Below are 22,806 nucleotides of genomic sequence, written 5' to 3'. Positions count from 1 at the left end.
CGGTGGAACGGGAGGCCATCCCGTCGATCCCCGACGACATCGTGGCGCTCATGCGCGAGGTCTCGACCGCCGGCAAACCCGTCGAGTAGCAAGGGTCACGAACCATGTCGTCGAAGAACGATCCAGCGGAAGACGCCGAGAGCCTTCAGGAGGCCGAGGCGGTGTTCCGCAATGTCCGCGGTCGCATGTTCGGGATCGCCTACCGAATGCTGGGCAGCGTCAGCGAGGCGGAAGACATCCTCCAGGAGGTCTGGATCCGCTGGCAGACCTACGACCGGTCCAAGGTGCAGAACGCACAGGCGTTCCTCGCGACGACCACGACGAGGCTCGCGATCAACGTCCTGCAATCCGCGAGGGTCCGCCGTGAGACCTACGTCGGTCCGTGGCTGCCCGAGCCGGTCGACACCAGCAGTGACCCGGCGCTGGGCGCCGAGCGCGAGGAGGCTCTGGAGGTTGCGGTGCTGATGCTGCTGGAGAAGCTCACTCCTACGGAGCGGGCGGCATACGTTCTGCGGCAGGCGTTCGACTACCCGTATGAGCAGATCGCGGAGATCATCGGTCAGACGAATGCGAACGTACGCCAGTTGGTGAGCCGGGCGCGGAAGCATCTGGCCGCGGAGAAACGTGCGAGTGTCGCGGCTGCCGAGCATCAGCGGTTCCTGACCGCGTTCGTGGCGGCCGCACAGACAGGGAACGTGACCGCATTGGAGGAGCTGTTCGCACAGGACGTCGTCTCGTATTCCGACGGCGGAGGAGCCGTTCGGGCGTCGAAGTTCCCCGTTGTGGGCCGTCACCGTGTGGCGAGGTACGTCCACGCGTTCGCCGACACCTTCTGGTCCGGTGTGACGGTGGAGCCGGTCGAGACCAACGGCCGGGCCGCGGTGCTTCTGTACCGTGACGGGAACGTGTTCGCCGTTGTCACGGTGAGCGTGATCGAAGACGGTATCGACCGGGTGCTGTGGATGATGAACCCGTCGAAACTCGCCGCCATGGCCGCCTGAGCCTTCCGTCCCGCCCCTCCCGACGGGCACGGATGATCAGCTTGGTCCGGCGGAGGAGACAGGGGCGCATCGGGGCCATGCAGCGGCTGGGCGGCCCTTTCCCGCCGCTTCTGCGAGGACCGCGTCCGCCCCGGCATCCGACGCGAGCCCGGCGGCCGTCGTCCGACGACCCGGCAGAAAGGACCATCCCTCATGGATGAGAACCAGGAAGAGGACCTGTCCCGTGCTGAGGTCCTCGAAGCACCGCAGATGGGGCTGACGCGCGTCGCTGCACACATGTGCCTCGACATCTTCGACTCCGCCCGGCACCGGCGGAAGCTGTATGTGGGTGAGTGGCTGCCCGAGCCGGTGCCGGACAGGACGATCACCGTGGTTTCGACTCCGGTGAGGGCGCTGGACCGGATCACGCTCGGCGAGTCCGTGAACACGGCGCTGACGGTCGTGCCGGAATCCCTGACGCCTGCGGCGCGAGTCGCGTTTGTCCTGCGCAACATGTTCGCCCTGTCGTTCGGAGAAATTGCTGCGATCGTCGGCCGTACCCCGCAGATGTGCCGGAAACTCGCGTCCTCCGCCTGGCGGCACGTGCGCCACCGGCGTCGACGGGAGATTGCGTCCGATGTGCACACCCGCATCGTCACGGCCTTCCGGGCCGCCTGCGACACCGGCGACCTCACCACTCTCGTCTCGCTGCTCGACCCGGACGCCACTACACTCAGCGACGGCGGCGGCAAGGTTCGCGCTGCCCTGAACCCGATCCACGGCGCGGAGCGTACGGCCCGCTTCATGCTCGGCGTACTGGTGCAGCACCCCGAGCTCGAAGCCACCCTGCAATCCGTGAACGGCAAGACCGGTCTGGTCCTCCGCCACGACACCGCCGTGTCCGGTGTCGTCAGTTTCCACGTGCAAAACGAGAAGATCACCGACATATGGGTGGTACTCAACCCCGACAAGCTCCGCAGCTGGAACCGCAGCTGACCACGCCGAACCCCGACCGTCGGCAAGCCCGGGCGCTCCGTCCGGCCCCTGGTCACTGCGACAGGTGCTGTCACCCAACAGGGCGACGCGTCGGCGCATCCTTTGACGGGTTCCCGTGGCTCCAGGCAGCCGGCGTTGTGTGCCTACGACGTGCTCACGTGCGCGCTCCTGTCCTGATCCGTCCAATGCGAGCGTTCCGATCGACTGCACGTCGCCGCTATTGTCGTGGTGGGAGTTCTCCGACGGGCTCCGCGAGGACATCGCCGACCGCTGACCCCGGCGCGCGAAACGCGTTCGGCGGACAGGCTGACTGTTGTGCGAGCCGATGACCCCCGGATCCTCCATGATGTTCCGCGTGGCCAGGAGCGTGGGTCAGTAACGGGGCTCGGCTGAGGCTGCGGTGCAGGAACTCCGGCTGGTTCTTGGGCTGGCTAAGGGCTGTCCCGTAATCCCTGGCGGGCGCACGACGACAGCTACGGCACCTTGCCGCGTTGTCGGAACGCCCGAATATGCCCAGTATGAGGACGCCCCTCCGCCTTGCGATGCACCGCATCTGACGCCGCGCGCTGATCCACCAGGGATTACGGGACAGCCCTTAGGCTGCCGCTCATGAATACGGCCATGACCAGCAGCGGGGCTGCTGAACCTGCCATGCTCGACGTGGCGGAACTGACGTCCGATCCGGAACTGGAAGCCCGGTTCGTGGAGTCGGCCCACCGGATCCTGGCGGACCTGGTCCGTGGAGGTGCTGCGCTGGGTTGGGTCGAGCCCCCCTCGCGGGATGAGGTGGCGGAACGCCTCGGCCACGTCGTCACTGCCGTGCAGGACGGAGACGGGGCCCTGCGTGCCGCTTACCTTGACCGTCGGCTTGTCGGGTTGGGGTACTGGCTGCGCTACGCGCGGCCGACTCATCGACCGCACGCTGATCTGGAGAAGATCGCGGTGGCTGCTGCCGTCCAGGGGCGTGGCGTCGGCCGGGCGCTGACCGCTGCTTTGATCGCTGACGCCCGGCGGGCGGGTGTTGAGGTCCTCACCCTGGACGCCCGTGGCGACAACAGCGACGCCCTGCGCCTCTACCGGTCGCTGGGCTTCACCGAGTACGGCCGTCTGCCCGACTTCGTCGCCGTCGGTGAACACCGCTACGACAAGGTCTTCTACATGCTGGACTTCCGCCGACAAGGCTGACACCACACACGAAGACAGGGAAACGACCCGTCTGCGCTTCGTGATCTGTCGTGCGGGATGAGGACGGTATGCCTGGTGGGGACGGGCTGTTCAAGGTCGAGCCGGTCGAGAGGAACAGTCGCAGGGTCGTCAGGCCGGGGTGGACAAGCGGTCAGGGCGTTCGACCCGCACCGGGGCCCGTTCACCACCCTCGTCGCTGGACGACCGGCGGCCCCAGGACCACCTGGCCCGGTTCGTCACCGACGTGGTCGACGAGGTGCTGGACCTGAGGCCCGTCCCAGCCGACTCCACCGAGAAGCGCGGTTACCCGCCCTACGAGCCCGGGCTGATGCTGCGTCTGCTGATCCACGGCCATGCCACTGGCGTGCGCTTCTCCCGGGCGATCGAGCGCAGTTGCGCCGAAGACATCGCGTTCCGGTTCCTTCCCGCCGATCAGGCCCCGGACTTCCGCTCGTGCCGGAGACAGTCACCCCCGATACTTCGGAGATTGCCTGGCATGACTGGCTGACCGAGGCCGAACTGATCGACCTGGTCCGCCACGAGGCATTCGTTCCCGACGGCCGGCTGTGGTCCAGGTGCACCGCATGCCGGTGCTGCTGCGTGAGGCACTCCCTACTCGGCCTCGGGAATTGCCACATGCAGGGCTACGGGCGTGCGGCAGGGGCGGGTCCTGCCACCGCCACCTGGGCCGGGCGCAGGAGGCGGTCGCCGACGCGGTAGCCGTGGCGCAGCACCTCGGTGCACACGGCTTCATGGTCCGTACCGGAGGTGCGATAGGCGATTGCCTCATGGATGTTCGGGTCGAAGGGCTCACCCGCTGCACCGACGGTCCGCAGCCCCAGCGCCGCCAGCCGCTCATCGAGTACGTCGAAGAGGACCGCCGCGGCGCCGTTGTCGTCGCCCTGCCTGCGAGCCGCCTCCACAACATCCAGGACCGGAAGCAGGCCGGTGAGCACATTGACCACCGCGATCTCCCGGATCGCCAGACGATCGCGGCGCACCCTCTTTCGGTAGTTGTCGTACTCGGCTTTCACCCGTTGCAGATCCTCGGTCAGCTCCGTGATCTGCTCACGCAGCCGTGCGGCCTCAGCCCGATCGGTCCGGCCGGAGTCCTGTCCTCCCTGACCGACTCCGTCCGTACCGGACACATCCTGGCGTCGCCGGGACTGCAGGATGACCGGGTCGATCCTGCGCACATCGCGCACCACCACAGGTGACCGCTCACCCTGATGCCTGAGGTCCGGCTCCTTGCTCATCCGGCGCCTCCCTTCCGCTCGTCATCGACGATCTCGGCATCGACGACGTCCTCCTCGCCGGTGCCCGGGCCCCCAGCCGTGCTGCTGTCGGCCGCGCCGCCCCCACCGGCTTCGCCCTGCGTCTGTGCGTACAGGGCGGTGCCGATGCGCTGCGCGGCCGCACTTGCCTTCTCGGTGGCGGTACGGATCTCGGTGGTGTCCTCGCCCTTGAGCTTCTCCTTCAGCTCGGTGAGCGCGGCCTCCACCTCCGTCTTCACATCACCGGGGATCTTGTCCGCGTTGTCCCGCAGCAGCTTCTCGGTCTGGTAGACCAGAGACTCCGCCTGGTTGCGGGTCTCGGCGGCCTCCCTGTGCCGCCGGTCCTCCTCCGCGTACTGCTCGGCCTCCTGCACCATGCGGTCGATGTCGTCCCTGGGCAGCGAGGAGCCACCGGTGACGGTCATCTTCTGCTCCCTGCCGGTGCCGAGGTCCTTGGCAGCGACGTGCATGATGCCGTTGGCGTCGATGTCGAACGCGACCTCGATCTGCGGGACACCACGCGGGGCCGGCGGCAGACCGGTCAGCTCGAATACGCCGAGCTTCTTGTTGTACGCCGCGATCTCGCGCTCGCCCTGGTAGACCTGGATCTGCACCGACGGCTGGTTGTCGTCGGCCGTCGTGAAGATCTCGGACCGTTTGGTCGGGATCGTGGTGTTGCGCTCGATGAGCTTCGTCATGATGCCGCCCTTGGTCTCGATACCGAGGGACAGCGGCGTGACGTCGAGGAGCAGAACGTCCTTGACCTCACCCTTGAGGACACCGGCCTGGAGCGAGGCACCGATGGCGACGACCTCGTCCGGGTTCACACCCTTGTGCGGATCCTTGGAGGTCAGCTCCTTCACCAGCCCGGTCACTGCCGGCATCCGCGTCGAACCGCCCACCAGGATCACGTGATCGATGTCCGCCACTTTGATCCCGGCGTCCTTGATCGCGTTGTGGAACGGACCCTTGCAGCGCTCCAGCAGGGCGGCCGTGAGCTGCTCGAACTGCGCACGTGTCAGCTTCTCGTCCAGATGCAGCGGGCCCTCGGCCGACGCCGAGATGTAGGGCAGGTTGATCGTCGTCTCGGTCGCGGACGACAGTTCGATCTTCGCCTTCTCAGCGGCCTCACGCAGACGCTGCAGCGCCATCTTGTCCTTGGACAAGTCAACGCCGTAGCCGTTCTTGAACTGCTTCACCAGGTGGTCGACGATCTGCTGGTCCCAGTCGTCACCTCCGAGGTGCGTGTCGCCATTGGTCGCCTTGACCTCCACCAGGCCCTCGCCGATCTCCAGCAGGGATACGTCGAAGGTGCCGCCACCGAGGTCGAACACGAGGATCGTCTGGTCGTTCTCCTTGTCCAGGCCGTAGGCCAGCGCCGCGGACGTCGGTTCGTTGATGATCCGCAGCACATTCAGGCCCGCGATGTGGCCTGCCTCCTTGGTCGCGGTGCGCTGAGAGTCGTTGAAGTACGCCGGGACGGTGATCACCGCGTCGGTGACGTCCTCCCCGAGATGTGCTTCGGCGTCCCGCTTCAGCTTCTGCAGCACGCGTGCGGAGATCTCCTGCGCGGTGTATCGCTTGCCATCGATGTCGCCGGACTCGGGGAAACGCCACTGCGCCTCTCCCATGTGCCGCTTGACCGACCGCGCGGTGCGCTCGACATTCGTCACCGCCTGCCGCTTGGCGATCTCGCCGACGAGCACCTCACCCGTCTTGGCGAACGCCACCACCGACGGAGTGGTCCGCGCACCCTCGGTATTCGCAATGACCGTCGGCTCACCGGCCTCGAGCACAGACACCACGGAGTTCGTCGTTCCCAGGTCAACACCCACAGCCCGTGCCATCACTGCCTCCCTTTCCCGGCAATGCTTGATGCCCTTCCATTGATAAAACCTGAGTGCACTTGGGTCAAGTAAGGTTCACCTCCCTGGCCTGTGCCGCAGTGCCGCGTTCGGGCTGGCCTGCTCGGGGGCCACGCTCACATCGCGGCGTTGCCGGTTGTCGTGCCTGCGCAACTTCTCGATCTGCTGGACGAGGAGGTCCACGCCGTCGGCAAGATCGCGGAGGTCCTCCAGATAGGGGCGCGCATGAGCGAGCGGCTCGATGAGGCGGGCGGCGTCGCCGAGGTCGATCGCACACCAGTCCCCGAGCTGGGAACAACGACGTCACACAGCCGACGCAGCCCCTCTCGGAGCTCCAGTCTGCCGGCCAGGGCGCGGCCGGCCTCGGCCGGCCGGGCCAACCGCTCCAGAGCCTGCCCCAGCACGGAATCGACGCCTTCCGCATTCATCCCGCCGGCCCTCCTCACGCTGCGCGGTGACGGGAGCGCAGAGGGATATGTGCGTTCGTCAAGGAGGGGACGCCCTGACGTCGGCGGCCCTGCAATCCGGGGGCGAACCGGTTCGGAGTACCGGGCGGCCACCGTGCTGCTACTCCCTGGGGCCATTGTCCCCGTTCGCCATGTCACCGGCCTGCTCGGTGGCGCCTCGACCCTGCGGGCCCTGATGAGCACCGACCCGTTCCGTGAGCTCGAACGACTCACCAGCACTTCACCAGCGGCACCTGGCGCCGAAACCACCGCCGGCCAGGGCCACCGGTTCCGCGTCACGGAGCTTCCCGCGGCCGACCGGTGCGAGTGTCGGCAGAGTCCGTGAGTACGCCGCCTCGCCGACGATGTGATCAATCCCTGGGACCGAGTCACCACCGGGCTACAAAGGATGCGAACTCGGCCCGGTTGGTCTCACTGACGCGAGAGGACATCAGGGGACGTGTCCGCGCCGGAGAGGTCTCCCGTTTCCTCGTCGACAGGTCGCTCCCGTGCAGATCTCCAGGAGTGTGACGGTTGAGGTCAGTTCGATCGCGCACGGGGCCGTGCGGCCGCGTGCGGCGCCGATCGCCCGGCCGGCCCTGTGGACGACGGGATTGGAGCCGTCGGACATGTCTGCGGTGGTGCGGCGGTCCCGGAGCAGTCGGCGGCTGCAGAAGAGCCACCGTGGCCCGATCGACGTGGAATCGGCAACCGTCGGCTGTTCAGGGTCGCGCCTTGCTGAGGGAAATTCTTGACGGCGCGATGGAGACCGGGACCGGGTTTGCAGCATCGCGAAGGGGCTCGGACGAGGCACCAGGTCCTGTCTTCCTCGCAACACGACAATGAGGAGAGTGGTCATGGCGCGGGTGGTAGTGGAGGGCACCGATATCGTTGTTCGCCTGTCGTGGTGGGAGAAGGTGGTGACACGCCACCGCGATGTGCGGGTACCGGGATCGGCACTTCGCCGGCTGTATCTCGAGCCCGACTGGTGGCGGGCGCTTCGCGGTGGGCGCGGTCGGGGCACCTGGATTCCTGGCCGGCTGTGCGCGGGTATCCGCCCACTTCCGGAGGGACAGGACTTCGCGTTGGTACGGGCCGGCGCGCCGGTGCTGTGTGTGGAACTGCGCCGGTGTGCACCGTTCAGCAGGCTGGCGATCTCCGTCCCCGACCCTGAGGGGGCGATGCGGGTTCTGCTGCCCCTGGTCCCGCGGGATCGTCTGGGAACGTGAGCGCCGGTGATTTGATGCCGCTGATCGGACCCTCCATGGCCGACTCCTCCTTGCCCGTCCGGGACTTGAAGCCCGGGGGACTGTGCCCCGCTGGAACCCGCCACCCGGACGGGGGAATCGGCAGCAGGTGTCGCCGTTGCGTCAGGGGACATGTGCTCCCGGACGGTTCTGCCACGCCGCATCGAACCGTTCATCCGCGACCCCGACGGCGCTCTTCACCGTGTCCGACACGAACGGCGGCCACCTCATCCGGCGTACTCAAGTCGACGGCGCCGACCAGGTGCGCGGTCGGCCGCAGGCGTGCGTGCGCCCCTACGACCCTTCCTTGCCCGGTTGCTCGTGCGCGCGGCACCTCACCGATTGCGGCCTCAGAGTGATCGGCGCAGGGTTGGTACGTCAGTCCCCCTCACAGTGAAGGACAGCATCGTTATGAGTAAGGCAAAGGCGAAGGCCAAGCAGGTCAAGGGCAAGCTGAAGGAGACCGCCGGCGATGCCGTGGGCGACAAGGGCATGCAGGCTGAGGGTCGCAGTGAGCGATTGACGGGCAAGGCCCAGGAGACCGCAGCCAAGGCAGCTGAGCGGTTGAAGAAGTCCGGACGGTAGTTGCCTGGGCGCAGGAAGGACCGCGCAGCCGGGGTGACGGCATCCGGGCTTCACGCTCGCGCGCCGGGGTTTCAGATTTCGGTGCTACCGAACTTCGCCGGCGTTCAGCGAACGCCGAGTCCGAGTCGCTTGCGACACCGGCTCGGAGGCCGATCACCCGTCATGCACGTCTCTCCACAGGTGGAGTCATCGCGCCCGCCCCGTCGTCCCACGCCTGCCATGGCTGTACTGAGCGTTCGTGTTGCGCAAAAGGACAGCCATGGCGGGGTGGACGGGTTCACAAGTCCCTGCGTGAGTCCTCGGGTCCGGGGGCGGTCTCGTCACGCGACCCAGGTGCCCCGAGTCGGACAGCTCATGCTGCGGAGCCAAGGGATCGGCAAGGAGCGTTCCATGATGCTGGTCGGATGCACGATGATGACCGAGCCGGCCGGTCCGCGTGAGCGCGTCGAGCATATGGGGAGCGCCGAGCAGGCCGGGTTCGACTTCTCCGTCACTTCGGACCACTCTCTGCGCGAGCTCTGAGAGCCGGACGCGACAGTGAAACTCCGCAAGTCTTCGGGTGTCTACGCGCCGCAGGAAGACACGGCCATGCTGATATCCGCTCTGCGGCGCGAACATCCGTCACCCCCCGAGCCGAAGTGCTCGACGTGGGTACCGGTACCGGCGTATTGGCTCGGGCCTGTGCTGCGTGAACGGGCCGACTGGCTTCAGGTCCAGGGCCTGATCGAGCACGGCCAGGAGAAAGAGGAACTGGTGGTGATCCGTGCAGGACGGCCGTAATGAACCAGGGACCGCACCCCGGGCGGCTGCTCGACACGTCATGCAGGAGCCGGCCGGACCCATGCTTGTGGAAGGGCCCGTCGAAGTCGTCCAGGAGGACGGCACCATTGCTCGCTCGGACCGGCCTGCCGTCGCGCTGTGCACCTGCCGACGGAGCCTCATCTTCCCTTGGTGCGACACGAGCCACCGCGGCCGGAAGAAGCGGAAGGCCCCACCGCCGGCCTCGGAGCGGCACGCGGAGTGAGGACTCGCCGTCCCGCCGGGTGCCGAGCAACTGCCGTTCGGTATCGCTCTGACCGGAGCGGGGCAGCCTCGTCGGCTGGGAGCGATTTTCGGCATCTCGATGTGGGCCGAATGGCGAGGGGCCGACGCCCTCCAGTACCAGCTTGTGGGCGCGCCAGGCCGCAGGGAAGCGGGAACGCTGGGGTGTGCCTGGGGCGTGGCTGCGCCGGGGAGGTGAGTGCCTGTCCGTCTTCGCGCGCAGAGCGCAGGTTTTGCTTCCCTGGCCTGTTGTCTGGGTGTCTGCGGCTCCGGTTCGCGGAGGGCGACGCACCCGAGGAAGGGACTGTCATGGGACACGGCGGCAATGTGATCGTGGAACTCACGGCCGATCATCGTGAGCTGGAGGAGTTGTTCGCGCAGATCGAAGCGCAGCCGGTCGACCATCCGCGGCGACGTGAGCTGGCGGACCGGCTGACCGCGGAAGTTGTGCGGCACTCCGTCGCCGAGGAGATGTACCTGTATCCGACGGTACGCAAGCACGTTCCGCACGGTGGGGCACTGGCGGACAAGGAACTCGCCGATCACGCCAAGGTCGAGCAGATGCTCAAGGATCTCGAAGACCTGCACGCCGACGATCCGCAGTTCAACGACATCGTTGCGAAGCTCAAGTTCGAGGTCGCGTCCCACGTGCGTGAGGAGGAGCACGAGCTGTTCCCGAGACTCGCGGAGTCGTTCTCATCCGACAAGCTGGACGAGCTGGGGCGGCTGGTGCGCCGGGCCAAGGAGGTGGCCCCCACCCGACCGCACCCCTCCCTTCCGGACACCCCGCCCGCCAACAAGCTGCTCGCGCCCGGCGTCGGACTGGTGGACCGCGTACGCGACCTGCTCAGCAGCCGCGGGACCACAGGCTGAACCGTCAACCAGTGTCCGCGAATGAATCCTGGACACGCTGCTGCGTAGCGGACCCATCCCGAACGGTCCTGGATGCACTGAGTTCCCCGCTTCGCTTCCCGCTGTGTGAAGGCTCTCCAGGGGACGCCGGTCCGTTGTCGGTGGGTGGGTTCCCCCGCGTCCCTGGGGTGCCGGGTCCGGGCCTGGACGGTCCGGTAGCCCCGCACGACCTGCCCCAAGCTCTGAACTCCGTTCGAGCAGGAGAGACCCCCATTGGTCGTGTGACGGACGGTGCCGTCCGTCGCCCGATCGGGTGTCCGGTGGTGAGCAGTCCCATCGCGGTAGCCACGGCACCGTGAAGCGGCATCCTTCGACGTCTGCGTATGCGATCACGGCCGGCTCGCGCAAGGATCGGATTACGGGCGGTGGCCCGGCTGCGCCCCGACCTTGTGCAGGTCGGTCCCTTCCCCGGCGCTCCGGTCCGCTTCCCGGCCCACACAGTCAGGGGGCCTGGAGGAACGCATGCTGCGGCCCCTGTGGACCGGCGCCATCTCGTTCGGCCTGGTCACGATCCCGATCAAGATCATCAGTGCGACCGAGGACCGTTCGTTGCACTTCCACCAGGTACACCTTGAGGACATGGGCAGGGGCCGCACCCGGAAGGTGTGCGAGATCGAGGACGAGGTCGTATCGCAGGAGGAGATCGGCAAGGGCTACGAGATCAGCGCGGACCAGGTCGTCCCGGTCACCGACGAAGAGCTCGCGGAAATGCCGCTGCCGACGGCGAAGGCGATCGAGATCGTGGCGTTCGTCGACGCCGACACCATCGACCCGATCCGGATCACCGACTCCTACTTCCTCGCGGTCGACGGACAGGTCGCCGCGAAGCCGTATACCTTGCTCCGCAAGGCCCTGGAGCGCTCCGACAAGGTCGCCGTCGGGAAATTCGCCTGGCACGGCCGTGAACGCCTCGGCCTGCTGCGGGTACGAGAAGGCGCGATCGTGCTGCACTCGATGCGGTGGCCGGACGAGATCCGCAGCCCCGAATCACTCGCGCCCAAGGTCACCGACTTGGACGACGCCGAGATCGAACGTGCCGTACAGCTCACTGACACCATGGCCATGGACGACATCTCCGGATTCCGGGACCGGTACCGCGACGCGCTGGAAAGGCTGATCGAGGCAAAGTCCGAGGGCAAGGAGCTCCGGGAGCCGGCCGAAAACAAGGAGCGGGAGTCCGGCAAGGTCGTGGACCTGATGGCCGCCCTGAACGCCTCGGTGGAGGCGGCCAAGAAGAGCCGCAGTGAGCACGCCGGGGACGCCACTGTGCACGAGATACGGCCCAGCAGGAAACCAGCCGCGAAGAAGGCTGTCCCGGCGAAGAAGACCACGGCGAAGAAGACAGCAGCTGCGAAGAAGGGCACGGCCAGGAAGACGTCCGCGAAGAAACGCAGCGCGTCCTGACCGAGCGCGGGCACCGTCATGATCAGCCTGCCGCAGATCGCTCCCGTGCTCGCCACTCCCGGCAGCCTGCCGCCCGAGGCCGTGGTTCGTCGGTGAAGTCATCCCTGCGACCCGGAGACAGGCAAGGCTGCTGGGACACCTGGTCTGCCGGCTGCGCCCTGACCCGGCTGCAGGCGATAGTGAATGACCACCCAACATCGCAAGGATGTCCGTGCCGCCCAAGTGCTGAGGTTTGCTCCTACCCTCGTCCCATGACCGAGAACGAGATCAAACTCAAGGCCATCGCGGCGCTCACCGCACTGCGCAGCGGGGTCGGAACCGACTATGTCTCGGACCTGCTCGGCGAAGTGGTTCCCGAGCATTTCATCGTGTCTGCCGCCGCGGGTCCGCGTGAGGTCGGGCTGTCTGTTCTGGGCCAGCTCTCTCAGCCGCTCAGTGCACTGATCACCGGATTCGTGCTCGCGTTCCAGGCCGTTGCGGACGCCTATGACGAGACAGTATCTGCGACATCGACGGAGGAAATTCTTCAGGCCCTTGCACTCGAACTCGCGCGCGAATCAGATTGAACTGTTCCCGAAGCCCGGCTCGCGCTCTCACGTATCCGCGCGTCGATCCGGTATCGGGCCGGTAGCTCGATAACCAGTTCGACGCGGGTGTTCGTCTCGGGCGGCAGCGGCAGTGTTGCCCTGGTGACCGCGGGGCGCTTCGGCCGGTCGAGCTTTGGCGGCTCGATGCTTTCGTGCAGCTCCCAGGCTTGGGGGTCGACGATCGTCCGAGTGACCGCGGCGGCCGCCGCGGGCTCCAACAGCCAGACCAGGTCTACGGTCAGTCGGGCGCAGCGCGGGACGGCATGGACGACCCGTTCCGCGCCGGTGCGCCATCCACTTCCAGCGGGCCGGGATCGACCGGCAGGAGGCCCGTCCTCGCACCACGGAAGACCCGGGGAGCGGGCCGCGCGGATTCAGGCGCCCACAGTCCCGTCGAGCCCTTCACGCAGAAAGTCCGCGTGTCCGTTGTGGCGGCCGTACTCGAGGAGGACGTGCACCATCACCATCCGCAGCGATACTTCCTCGTCCCATCGTGGCTGGTACCCGGCCAGGTCGAGAGAGTCAGCCTCCCGCTCGATGGAGCGCGACTTCTCCACCTCGGCCTCCCAGGCGTCGAACGCCTCGTCCCTGGTTGATGCGCTTGCGTCGTACGCCGCCTGGAAGTCGGTCTTGTCGGACCAGACCATGGGCGCGTCGTTGTCCTCGAACACTCGACGGAACCAAGCGCGCTCCACCTCTGCCATGTGCCGTACCAGACCGAGTAGTGAGAGCGTCGACGGCGGCATCGAGCGCTGCCGCAGTTCCTCGTCGGTAAGCCCTTCGCACTTCATGGCGAGGGTCGCACGGTGGTAGTCGAGGAAGGCCCGCAGCATGTCGCGTTCGCTGCCAGAACTGGGCGGTCCTATGCGATTGTCGCTGGTCACTGGTCGTACCCCTCGTCCGTGGCCGTATCTCGGAGCCCAGTATCCACTCCCTTCGGCTGTCCCCAGGGGAGGGCCGTCCGCCGGACCCGACTGTCACCACGGGTGGTGAACGACGCGGGACCCGCCCCGGGGCCATCGGTGGTGCCCGATGAGCCGGCTGACGTATCGAGATTGGCAGGAGCGCACGCCTGCTGCGCAGGTGATCGAGATGCTCGGGCTCGCCCGACGCCGGATCAGGCTGCTGAGCGTGGTGCATGAGGCCGGGCACGTTGCCGACACCGCGGGCGCCCTCATCCATCACGCGCAGGTGACCAGCGACGAACACGTTGGAACACGTTCACGGGTCGGCCGGAGCTGCACGGGGAGCCGAACGGGCCCTCGCCGAGCCAGAGCTGGACCACCGTCGGAGTGGGTGCTCCGGAGAATCGCGGAAGGGCGGTCACGGCAGCGGCGGGTTGGCCGACCGGCGAAGGCGTCGATCGCGGTGCCGCGAGGCAAAGTCCCTGCAGCACTGTCCTGCGTTGCCCTGCAGAGCTTTGTTGTCAGTGCCGGATGGAAGACTTCCCGGCATGATCGAATCGAACCCGAAAGCGGATCTTCTCCGTTACCTGCAAGACGCTCGCGACGCCCTGTTGTGGAAGCTCGACGGGCTCTCGGAGTACGACACCCGCCGCCCCCTGACACCCACCGGCACTAACCTGTTGGGACTGGTCAAGCATGTCGCCGGCGTGGAGATGGGGTACCTCGGCGACACGTTCGGGCGGCCGTTCTTCGACGACGAGCCGCCGCCCTGGTGGTACACGGAGGACGTCGAACCCAACGCGGACATGTGGGCAACCGCAGACGAGTCGCGCGAAGAGATCATCGGGCTGTATCACCAAGCGTGGGAGCATTCGAACAGCACGATCGCGACGCTGCCGCTTGACGCGATCGGTCACGTTCCGTGGTGGCCGGAAGAACGACGGGAGGTAACGCTGCACCACGTCCTGGTGCGCGTGATCGCCGATACCCACCGGCACGCCGGCCACGCCGATATCGTGCGAGAGCTCATCGACGGGACCGTCGGGCTGTTGAAGGGCAGCGACAACGTGCCACCAGGCGATCAGGCATGGTGGGAGAACCACCGGAGCCGACTGGAGCGCGCGGCGCGGGAAGCCGGCAACAGCTGATCCCGCCCTGCTGCCGCCGACCCCACCGGCTGTGGGGTCGGTCATGCGGCACGAAGCCACGGCGGTCCTCGATGGTTCAGGTGACCGGCGTGCCGATGGCGATCGAGCGGATCCCCGTGAACAGGGTTCCGATCAGAGCCGCGTTGTTCTTTACGGTCAGCGGCCGGCTGATCCGCCTGTCGGCTGGACCGATCGCCACTGCGACGTGACCTTTCTCGGCGCGGGCGGGAAGCGCCTCCGGCCCCGCGGTCGCCCCGGCAACACTCGTGGTGCGGGCGTGCACTGCGGTGCCGACACTCCTGGCACGGGATGGCGGAGCCGGTGGTACCCGGATCAGTGCGAGTCGGGCTCGCGGTGACTCCGTACGACCTCCTTCACCTTGGCGACGGCGAACCCCCAGCCCTGTCCGACCGTCGGTTTGGCCGGGATGGCGATTTCGTCAGGGTTCGTCAGCACGTCGAGCAGGACCGGTCCAGGTGTGTCGAAAGCGCGTCGTACCGACTCCTCCAGCTCGGCGGGGTCCGTGACACGGATGCCGGTGATGCCCATGGCGGTGGCCACTGCGGCGAAATCCGGGTTGTCCAGCAAAGTGCCGAACTCGGGCAGTCCCGCCTGCTCCTGCTCCAACTTGACCATGCCGAGGCGGCGGTTGTCGAAGACGACGAGCTTGACGGGGAGATCGCCGGTTTTGAGGGTCATGAGATCGCCGAGGAGCATGCTGAGGCCACCGTCACCGCAGAATGCGATCACCTGGCGTTGCCGGTCGAGGTACTGCGCTCCGAGAGCATGCGGCATGGCGTTGGCCATGGAGCCGAGGTTGTACGAGCCGAGGAGCCGTCGCGCGCCGCGCATCTCCACGAATCGTGAGAGCCACACGGTGGCCATTCCGGTGTCGGAGGTGAAGACGGCGTTGTCGGCGGCGACCCGGTCCACCGTGGCGGCCAGCGCCTCGGGCCTTATTCCGTGTTCGGGGTTGTCGAGCGCCGAGCGGATGCGTCCGAGCGCACCATTGTCGTGCTTCGGGTCGGCGAGCCGGGCCTGGCCGTCGCGCCAGCTTTCGAAACGTCCGCGGGCGTGGTCAAGATGCTTGCGGTCGCGCGCTTTCCCGGATCCCAGGCACTGGAGCAGGTCGCGGACTGTGGCGCCCACGTCGCCGACGAGCCCGGCCTCCACCGGGACGCGGCGTCCGATGTGCGTGGGTTCGGTGTCCACCTGGATGACAATCCGGCCGTCCGGATACCACTCCCGGTAGGGGAAGTCCGTACCCAGCAGCAGAAGTGTGTCGGCTTCCTGCATGGCGGAAGCTGCGGCCGGATTTCCGATCAGCCCGGTCTGGCCGACTTGGAAGGGGTTGTCGTCTCCCTCGAAGCCCTCCTTCGCCTTGAGGGTGAGCACCATGGGCGCGGCGAGGCGGTCAGCGAGTGCCAGGACGTCCTCGCGGGCTGCGCGGGCGCCCTGACCGACGAGCAGGGTGACCCTTTCGGCGTGTTGGAGGAGGCCGGCCGCGCTCCGGACGGCGGACTCCTCCGGCCGCGTCACCGTCGGGCTCAGCGAGAAACGGGCTTTGCGGCCTGTGCTCAGCTGCCGGTCACTGATGTCACCCGGCACAGTGAGAACGGCAACCCCCTTGCGCCCCAAGGCGTTGCGAACGGCCGTCTCGAGCAGTTGCGGGAGTTGGTCGGGTGAGGAGATCGTTGCGCGGAAGACCGCAACATCACTGAAGAGGGCGTCGTTGTCGACCTCTTGGAAGGAGTCACTTCCCATGTCGGCCAACGGCACTTGTCCGGCGATCGCCAGGACCGGCGTGCGGCTCTTCGCCGCGTCGTAGAGACCGTTGAGCAGGTGGATGGAGCCGGGGCCGACTGTGCCCATGCAGACGCCGAGGTTGCCGGACAGCTGGGACTGGGCGCTGGCGGCGAAAGCTGCGGTCTCCTCGTGGCGGCATCCCACCCACTCGATGTCCTTGGTGGTGCGGATGGCTTCCGTCAGCGGATTGAGCGCGTCCCCGACGACGCCGAACACCTGGCGTACGCCGAGTTCGCTCAGCGAATCCCCGATGAGGCGGGCAACGGTACGGGTCACAAGATCCTCCAGGTCAGACAGTGAAGTGGTCGGGGTCGGCAGCTTCCCAGTCGGCGGCCCAGGACGAAGGGGGCTCGGCGAGCAGTTGCCCTGGCGCGAGGCATTCGTACATCTCGTCGAAGGAGCGCAGGGTGTAGGGGGCGACGCGCCGTTGGAGCATGTGCGGACGCAGTTGGTCAGGGTCTGTGACACCCATGGAGGCCATGATCTGGAGCGCGCTGGCCACGGTCGCCGCCTGGAGACGCTGAACCCGCACCGACTTGTCTCCGACGTCCAGGGCGCGTGCGCGCCGGGGATCCTGTGTGGTGACGCCAGTGGGGCAGGTGTTGGTGTGACAGCGCTGCGCCTGTATGCAGCCCACGGCGAACATCATCGCGCGGGCCGAGTTGCCGTAGTCGGCGCCCTGGAGGAGGCGTTTGACCAGGTCGGCGCCCGTGGCAATCTTGCCGCTGGCTCCGACCTTGATGTGATTTCGGAGGCCGGCGCCGACGAGGGCGTTGTGCACGGTGAGCAGACCATCGGTGAGCGGGGTACCGACATGGTCGGCGAACTCAAGCGGCGCTGCCCCGGTGCCCCCCTCGGCCCCGTCCACGATGATGAAATCAGGGGCCGTGCCCTCCTCCAGCATGGCCTTGCACACGGCGAGGAACTGCCGCCGCGAGCCGAGGCAGAGCTTGAATCCTGTGGGCTTACCTCCGGACAGTTCTCGCATCCGTGCGACGAAGCGGACCAGTTCACGAGGTGTGGAGAAGACTCGGTGGTACGGGGGCGAGATGACCGTCTGCCCCTGGGGCACGCCCCGTACCTGGGCGATCTCCGCGTTGACCTTGGCCCCCGGCAACACTCCGCCGATGCCGGGCTTGGCGCCCTGCGACAACTTGAGCGACACACATTTCACGTGGTCGTGCGCCGCCTTGTCGGCGAACTTCTCGGCGTCGAATCCGCCGTCCTCGTTCCTGCATCCGAAGTAACCCGTGCCGATCTCCCAGACGAGGTCCCCTCCGGGCCGCAGGTGGTATTCCGACAGGCCGCCTTCACCGGTGTCGTGGGCGAAGTGGCCGCCCGCCGCACCACCGTTGAGAGCCAGGACCGCATTCGCCGAGAGGGAGCCGAAGCTCATGGCGGACACGTTCAGCAGTGCCATGTCGTACGGCTGGGTGCAGTCGGGGCCACCGATCCTGACGCGCGGTGGTGTCCCGGGGACCGCGCAAGGTGCCATCGACGGCACCAGGAACTCATGGCCGGGTCGGTAGACGTCCCGCTCCGTGCCGTACGGCTCCTCGGCATCCGTGCCCTTCGCCCGTTCGTACACGATGCTGCGCACGTCTCGGTCGAAGGGGCGGCCGTCGAAGTTCCGCTCCACGAAGTACTGCTGGAACTCGGGGCGGATGCTCTCCATGAGGAAACGGGCGTGCCCGATCACGGGGTAGTTGCGCAGCACCGAGTGTCTGCGCTGTGCAAGATCCCAGATCCCGATCAGGGCCAGCAAAGCGAACAGCACACCGGCAATCCACCACCAGGACGAGATCCAGACGGCGGCACCCACCGCCGCGAGAGCCGCGAACACACTGAGACCCACCAAGCCGATTCGTATCACCACGGACGGGTTGCCGAATTTCTGCAGCCCACACCCGTGAACAGCCCCAAGAGACTCCCAAGGACCAACGGAGAGGGCCGGTGGACGGCGACTTGCACAGCACACACAGCACTGGCCTTGCATGCTTGTCCCGGATGCTCGACCTCACCGGCGTCAGCGCCTTCATGCTGTTCCACCCCCAGCACCGACCCCGCGGTGAACGCAGATCTCATCACCGTCACCGAACCTTCCTGACTCAGACGGCCCAGTGACGCATCACAGCCGGCGGTACTCTGCCGCGTGCCTGCCTTTGTCTCGAGCTCTGCTGGAATAGCAAAGCTCGCCAGGGGCTGTTGGCGCCCTCCTGCTGAAGCTGTCGTTCCCGGGTTGTTTCGAGCACGGCGTTCGGATCACCAAGGTGAGGTCGAGTGATGAGCAGAAGCAGAGGGTTTTTCATCCAGGCCTGCGAAGTGAAAGGGCGGAACATCATGGATCTCGGCGAATGCGCTTGCCCTGCGGGAACTGGCCGTGCAGTGGTGCTGACGATCTGCCGAGGCCGAGGCGGCGCACCTGGCGGGGCATGCGACGGCCCCCGGCACTCCTCGAAGAGTCCCGGGGGCCGTGCTGAACAGAACAGACGCAGGGTCAGATGAACGGGCCGCCGAACGGTGTGCCGGCGCCGTAGTAAGTGCCCAGCTGGTCGTGGTAGCCCGGGTCGCCGAGGTGCTTCTCCCGATCGAATTCCGGGGCGTCCCTGATCTGCTGCTTGGTGCGGTCGACGAAGATCTTCTGCTCGTCCGGGTCGATACTGACGACCGTGCTCGCCGGGAGCAGGACTTCCCGGCCGAAGATCCACACGCCGGTGTCCACCACCAGGTAGGCGTCATCGACCTCGTCGGAGTGCTTGTCGACCTTCCCGATGCCGCCGTCCGCGGCCTCGACCTTGTAGCCGGTGAGGTCCGGGCCCGTCACGCGACCCGCAGTCGACTTGTAATTCCACAGATTCTCAGTCACGCGAAAACAACTCCTCCGGTAAACGGAGGGCAGCAGGGATACCCGCCGGCCTCCTTTTTCCGTACGTCGTGCACAGCGGCTTCATTGGCCGCGTCGGTTCGGGTGCCCCGCATCCAGAGATTCACGCCCCGCCATCGGAAAACAGGGGCGATGCCTGCTGTGATGGCGGTGGCCTGTTGCCTCATCCGGATGACGACGGGCCACCGCCCTGCACTGCCTGGAATGCGCCGAAGCTGTCGGCTACCAGCGATACCAGCGGCCAGTGCCGCCCTTCGGGCGGGCGACGAAGCCGATCAGCCACAGGACCAGCACGGCGATTGCGACCCACCACAGAATTTTCAGCGCGAACCCCGCGCCGAAGAGAATCAGGGCCAGCAGAAGAACGAGAAGCAGGGGAACCATGGTTATCAACCTCCGCACCACCGCCTGCCCCGCTATTCTCCGACCATGCGCACGAATGAAAAGGCCAACCTGCATTCGAACACGTGAGTACGGTCTGACCTGCTCTCTTCTGAGATTGAATATGCGGCTTGAACGAGGGTCACTGAGGGGTGGATGTGCACCTACGGGAAGGTCGCCGCGGTGTGCGTCGCCGGAACGAGGAAGGCGCTCACAGGGTCGGCGCACATTGAAGGACAGGCCGGACCGGTCCGGAACCCCCGCCGTCGGCTTGCCCGACTCCCCACATACCGCAACTGCTGCATGTGGGCGGACCACGACGTCCAGGCCCACACGACCGGAACCAAACGCCTCCACCACCCGCTGGTCGGCGATCTTGCCCTCGACTATGTCGGGGCTGTTGCCGGGAGACTGCTGTCGAATGGTCGACGATGGGTGAAAGCGGCCAGTGGCGTCCCGTGACGGGGGCGGCAATCATGAAGGCTGGGAGAGAAAGAAACGCAGGGAAGCTGAGGTACATGTCCGTACACGTGGCAGTTCTTGGGGCTACCGGCGGCCAGGGCGGTGCGGTGGTGCGCGCTCTCCTGGACGGAGGGCATGCGGTGCGCGCAGTGGTCCGCGACCCTGCGGGTTCCCGGGCGCATGCCTTGCTCGAGCGCGGCGTGGTGGTCGTCCCCGGTGACCTCGGCGACGCGGCGTCCTTGGTGAATCCGTTCACCGGAGTGGACGCTGTGTTCGCAGTCACTACGCCGTTCGAGGACGGGCCGGATGCGGAGGTGGAGCAGGGACGTGCCATCGTGCGTGCCGCCGCGCAGGCTGAGGTGCCGCATCTCGTACTCGCGTCTGTCGCCTCGGCCGGCCGGTCCACGGGTGTGCCGCACTTCGACAGCAAGCAGCGGATCGAGGAGATTCTCATCCGAGAAGGACCGCCGTGGACGGTGGTTGCTCCGACGTACTTTTTCGACAACCTGCTCGGCGATCTCCAGGGCCTTCAGTCCGGACGGCTGGAGCTTCCGCTTCCGCCGGACCGGCCACTGCAGCAGTTGGCCCGCCGCGACCTCGGGGCGCTGGTGGCGGCTGTCGTCTCCGACCGCGAGCGGCACGTCGGCCTGCGGATCGAGGCCGCATCCGACGCGCCCACTCCCACGCAGATGGCCGCTGTTCTCCAGCGTGTGCTGCACCGTCACGTCGAGCCCGTCCAGGTGCCCCTCGCCGTGGTTCACGAGAGCAGTGCTGACATGGGGGCGATGTGGGACTTCCTGAACCGCGAGGGCTACCGCGTGGACATCGAAGCGCTGCACCGTTCCTATCCGGACATCGCCTGGACCACGTTCGCCGACTGGTCCGCCGGCCTGGCCCCCGAAAGTCGATCTGCCCTGTAACGGCCCGGTGCCTGACGCAGCTGTCCGGCGCCGGACCACTCCGTACGTCCTGCCCGGCTGTTTGGACTCACGCGGCCGTCCTGGGGCCCCGTCTCCAGTTGTTGTCGGCGCCCGCCGGGTGCGAAGAGTGCGGGTGAGGTCTGCCGGCTCCGTGTGTCGGGCCGCGGTCGCCGACGCTGTGCACTACGCCGCGGCCGCCGCATCCGGATGATGCCGATCGTGGTGGGCGACCTGCTGACTCGGCGGCCTGCTCGGACTGCCCGGTGCTTCATCGCGCTGGACGACGATCATCGCCATGTCGTCGTTCGGCGGGCCTGCAGCGTACGCATTGAGATCGGCGGTGATCTTCTGCACCAGTGGTCCGGGCGCCTGATCGGTCCAGGCGGCGGCGCGCTCGGCGAGTGGATAGAAGGTGCCCTGTTCGTCGCGGGTCTCACTGACGCCGTCGGTGTAGAGCAGGAGCCGGTCGCCGTAGGCGAACGGGAAGGTCGCCGCGACATAGGAGTCGTCGGACAGCCCGCCGAGACCGAGGGGCAGTGCGGGGGCGGGCACATTGAGCGCGGTCGCGGTGGCGTTGCGCAGCAACAGGGGCGGCGGATGCCCGCAGCTGATCACGTGGACCACCGGCTCGTTGTCCGGGATGTCCACCACCACGGCGGTCACGAAGCGCTCCCCGACGTCCGCCTCGGACCCCGAAGACTCCGAGAATTCCGCCAGACCCCACCGGACGGCGCCTTCCAGGTACGCGACCAGTTCCGGCAGTGGGGACTGGCGGTGGGCCGCGGCACGGAAGGCGCCCAGCATGATCGCGGTGTCGCTGATCGAGGCGAGGCCCTTGCCCCGTACGTCCCCGATGACCAGCCGGGTGGAGTCGGAGGCGCGGGCGACGGCGTACAGATCGCCGCCGATGCGGGTGTCGGCCTCGGCGCTGCGGTACTCCGAGGCGATGGACACCGGTCCGGCCCTGTCCGGCAGCGGGCGCAGGACGACGCGCTGTGTCGCGTCGGAGACCGAACGCGCCCGGAGCAGCTCCAGCCACAGTCGGTCCCGCAGAAGAGAGAAGATCACCAAGAGGGCGGAGAGCGCCGCGAGGGACCCGAACTCGACGAGGACACTCTCGGTGGTCAGGACGCCGCGCTCCGTCCCCGCGACGACGAGGGATACCACTGCGAGCCCGCCGATCAGCGCGGTGAGCCGAGGGCCCGCGACGACGGAGGTGACCGCCGGGGCCACGATGAGCAGGTGGCCGAGATGGATGCCCGGCGGCAGGAAGTGGTCGGCCACCGGTATGGCCACGATCAGTACCAGGGGCACCACCAGCCACAGAGGGCCCGGCGCCGACCGGCGCCAGGACCGCAGGACCTGGCCCAGTGGTGTGGTGATGGTCGCAGCTGTCACGTCGGTGCTCCGGTGCTCCTCGCCCTATACCCACCAACGCGTCGCCGACCGTCGCTCATTCCGCCGTAGGCCGGTCACGGCCGCCTGCAGCGCTTTCGGAAGCTGCCCGGTGGGACCGGCGAGGATGACCACGGTAACGGGAGATGGGCACATCTGCTCGCTGGGGGAGGAGCACGTCGGCCCGGCGCCGGCGAACAGCGCCGGTACGGCTGTCGGAGGTGCGGGCCGAAGAAGTCGGTCAGCTCGGCGACGGGCGGGGTGACGGCCTCTTCGGTGTCGAAAAGGTCGATGTGGGCCGCGCCCGCGTCGCGATCGGAACGGGGCACACCACGGCGGTGATTTCGGGCGGGGTACCACCACGCCCACGGTCCGCCCTGGTG

General features: G+C 67.3%; 22 protein-coding genes and 2 pseudogenes. 15 read left to right on the top strand and 9 right to left on the bottom strand.

Translation table 11 applies throughout. From position 1 onward, the window contains the following. Positions 1-104: 104 nt before the first annotated feature. From ACWCP8_RS20310 to ACWCP8_RS20295, 4 genes and pseudogenes are all read left to right on the top strand, one after another. Positions 105-1,001, top strand: a complete 897-nt coding sequence (locus ACWCP8_RS20310; RefSeq protein ID WP_352268013.1) for an RNA polymerase sigma-70 factor — start codon at positions 105-107, stop codon at positions 999-1,001. Positions 1,002-1,193: 192 nt separating this feature from the next. Further along, positions 1,194-1,976, top strand: a complete 783-nt coding sequence (locus ACWCP8_RS20305) for a sigma-70 family RNA polymerase sigma factor family protein (RefSeq protein WP_352268012.1) — start codon at positions 1,194-1,196, stop codon at positions 1,974-1,976. A gap of 621 nt (positions 1,977-2,597) precedes the next feature. Further along, on the top strand, positions 2,598-3,161 hold the full coding sequence (locus ACWCP8_RS20300) for an N-acetyltransferase family protein (RefSeq protein WP_451117438.1): 564 nt from the start codon (positions 2,598-2,600) through the stop codon (positions 3,159-3,161). A gap of 141 nt (positions 3,162-3,302) precedes the next feature. Next, a pseudogene (locus ACWCP8_RS20295) lies at positions 3,303-3,624 on the top strand (transposase); the annotation flags it as partial. A 181-nt stretch (positions 3,625-3,805) separates the two neighbouring features. Here ACWCP8_RS20295 and grpE read toward each other — a convergent pair. Further along, the gene (gene grpE, locus ACWCP8_RS20290) at positions 3,806-4,417 is read right to left on the bottom strand and encodes a nucleotide exchange factor GrpE (protein ID WP_451117264.1); all 612 of its coding nucleotides are present in this window, start codon (positions 4,415-4,417) and stop codon (positions 3,806-3,808) included. After that, positions 4,414-6,282, bottom strand: coding sequence for a molecular chaperone DnaK (gene dnaK / locus ACWCP8_RS20285; protein WP_451117262.1), 1,869 nt, complete (start codon positions 6,280-6,282; stop codon positions 4,414-4,416). Before dnaK ends, grpE begins: the two co-directional genes overlap by 4 nt. Before the next feature lie 1,321 nt (positions 6,283-7,603). On the opposite strand from dnaK, the gene ACWCP8_RS20280 reads away from it, so the two are divergent. The 8 genes and pseudogenes from ACWCP8_RS20280 (at position 7,604) to ACWCP8_RS20245 (ending at position 12,501) form a co-directional block, all read left to right on the top strand. Next, complete coding sequence (locus tag ACWCP8_RS20280; protein ID WP_352268008.1) at positions 7,604-7,975, top strand: hypothetical protein; 372 nt, start codon at positions 7,604-7,606, stop codon at positions 7,973-7,975. Positions 7,976-8,404: 429 nt separating this feature from the next. Beyond that, positions 8,405-8,578: a CsbD family protein gene (locus ACWCP8_RS20275; RefSeq protein ID WP_352268007.1), complete on the top strand. Its 174-nt coding sequence runs from the start codon at positions 8,405-8,407 to the stop codon at positions 8,576-8,578. Between the two features lie 390 nt (positions 8,579-8,968). Beyond that, positions 8,969-9,082, top strand: a pseudogene (locus ACWCP8_RS20270) (LLM class F420-dependent oxidoreductase); the annotation flags it as partial. 84 nt (positions 9,083-9,166) lie between these two features. Then, positions 9,167-9,358, top strand: coding sequence for a hypothetical protein (locus ACWCP8_RS20265; protein ID WP_451117260.1), 192 nt, complete (start codon positions 9,167-9,169; stop codon positions 9,356-9,358). Positions 9,359-9,398: 40 nt separating this feature from the next. Then, a complete protein-coding gene (locus ACWCP8_RS20260; protein WP_451117258.1) occupies positions 9,399-9,602 on the top strand; it encodes a CDGSH iron-sulfur domain-containing protein in 204 nt (67 codons plus the stop codon). A gap of 326 nt (positions 9,603-9,928) precedes the next feature. Continuing rightward, positions 9,929-10,492, top strand: a complete 564-nt coding sequence (locus ACWCP8_RS20255) for a hemerythrin domain-containing protein (protein WP_451117256.1) — start codon at positions 9,929-9,931, stop codon at positions 10,490-10,492. A 501-nt stretch (positions 10,493-10,993) separates the two neighbouring features. After that, the gene (gene ku / locus ACWCP8_RS20250; protein WP_451117254.1) at positions 10,994-11,935 is read left to right on the top strand and encodes a non-homologous end joining protein Ku; all 942 of its coding nucleotides are present in this window, start codon (positions 10,994-10,996) and stop codon (positions 11,933-11,935) included. A 251-nt stretch (positions 11,936-12,186) separates the two neighbouring features. Beyond that, entirely contained in the window at positions 12,187-12,501 is a 315-nt protein-coding gene (locus ACWCP8_RS20245) for a hypothetical protein (protein ID WP_352268002.1), read from the top strand. Positions 12,502-12,896: 395 nt separating this feature from the next. On the opposite strand, the gene ACWCP8_RS20240 is transcribed toward ACWCP8_RS20245, so the two are convergent. After that, positions 12,897-13,406, bottom strand: a complete 510-nt coding sequence (locus ACWCP8_RS20240; protein ID WP_352268001.1) for a DinB family protein — start codon at positions 13,404-13,406, stop codon at positions 12,897-12,899. 569 nt (positions 13,407-13,975) lie between these two features. On the opposite strand from ACWCP8_RS20240, the gene ACWCP8_RS20235 reads away from it, so the two are divergent. Further along, positions 13,976-14,575 carry a DinB family protein gene (locus ACWCP8_RS20235; protein ID WP_352267999.1) on the top strand — a complete coding sequence of 200 codons (600 nt, stop codon included), beginning with the start codon at positions 13,976-13,978 and terminating at the stop codon, positions 14,573-14,575. 76 nt (positions 14,576-14,651) lie between these two features. On the opposite strand, the gene ACWCP8_RS20230 is transcribed toward ACWCP8_RS20235, so the two are convergent. The 5 genes from ACWCP8_RS20230 to ACWCP8_RS20210 all read right to left on the bottom strand — a co-directional run bounded on the left by ACWCP8_RS20230 (position 14,652) and on the right by ACWCP8_RS20210 (position 19,649). Beyond that, positions 14,652-14,858: a hypothetical protein gene (locus ACWCP8_RS20230; protein ID WP_451117251.1), complete on the bottom strand. Its 207-nt coding sequence runs from the start codon at positions 14,856-14,858 to the stop codon at positions 14,652-14,654. Positions 14,859-14,908: 50 nt separating this feature from the next. Beyond that, a complete protein-coding gene (locus tag ACWCP8_RS20225) occupies positions 14,909-16,657 on the bottom strand; it encodes a thiamine pyrophosphate-dependent enzyme (RefSeq protein ID WP_451117249.1) in 1,749 nt (582 codons plus the stop codon). Positions 16,658-16,670: 13 nt separating this feature from the next. Beyond that, positions 16,671-18,254: an FMN-binding glutamate synthase family protein gene (locus ACWCP8_RS20220; RefSeq protein ID WP_451117436.1), complete on the bottom strand. Its 1,584-nt coding sequence runs from the start codon at positions 18,252-18,254 to the stop codon at positions 16,671-16,673. A gap of 624 nt (positions 18,255-18,878) precedes the next feature. After that, positions 18,879-19,247 carry a PRC-barrel domain containing protein gene (locus tag ACWCP8_RS20215; RefSeq protein WP_352267995.1) on the bottom strand — a complete coding sequence of 123 codons (369 nt, stop codon included), beginning with the start codon at positions 19,245-19,247 and terminating at the stop codon, positions 18,879-18,881. A gap of 240 nt (positions 19,248-19,487) precedes the next feature. Further along, positions 19,488-19,649 carry a hydrophobic protein gene (locus ACWCP8_RS20210; protein WP_326601482.1) on the bottom strand — a complete coding sequence of 54 codons (162 nt, stop codon included), beginning with the start codon at positions 19,647-19,649 and terminating at the stop codon, positions 19,488-19,490. A gap of 153 nt (positions 19,650-19,802) precedes the next feature. Between ACWCP8_RS20210 and ACWCP8_RS20205 the strand changes: the two genes are divergently transcribed. Both ACWCP8_RS20205 and ACWCP8_RS20200 read left to right on the top strand, forming a co-directional pair. Then, positions 19,803-20,108, top strand: coding sequence for an MmyB family transcriptional regulator (locus ACWCP8_RS20205; RefSeq protein ID WP_451117246.1), 306 nt, complete (start codon positions 19,803-19,805; stop codon positions 20,106-20,108). Positions 20,109-20,164: 56 nt separating this feature from the next. Next, a complete protein-coding gene (locus ACWCP8_RS20200; RefSeq protein ID WP_451117244.1) occupies positions 20,165-21,028 on the top strand; it encodes an NmrA/HSCARG family protein in 864 nt (287 codons plus the stop codon). Between the two features lie 183 nt (positions 21,029-21,211). On the opposite strand, the gene ACWCP8_RS20195 is transcribed toward ACWCP8_RS20200, so the two are convergent. Then, the gene (locus ACWCP8_RS20195) at positions 21,212-22,426 is read right to left on the bottom strand and encodes a PP2C family protein-serine/threonine phosphatase (RefSeq protein WP_451117242.1); all 1,215 of its coding nucleotides are present in this window, start codon (positions 22,424-22,426) and stop codon (positions 21,212-21,214) included. Positions 22,427-22,806: the final 380 nt, after the last annotated feature.

This window comes from Streptomyces sp. NPDC002206 (genome assembly GCF_053593595.1).
Note: the sequence above shows the minus strand (reverse complement) of the source record. Positions and strands in the feature narration are given on the sequence as shown.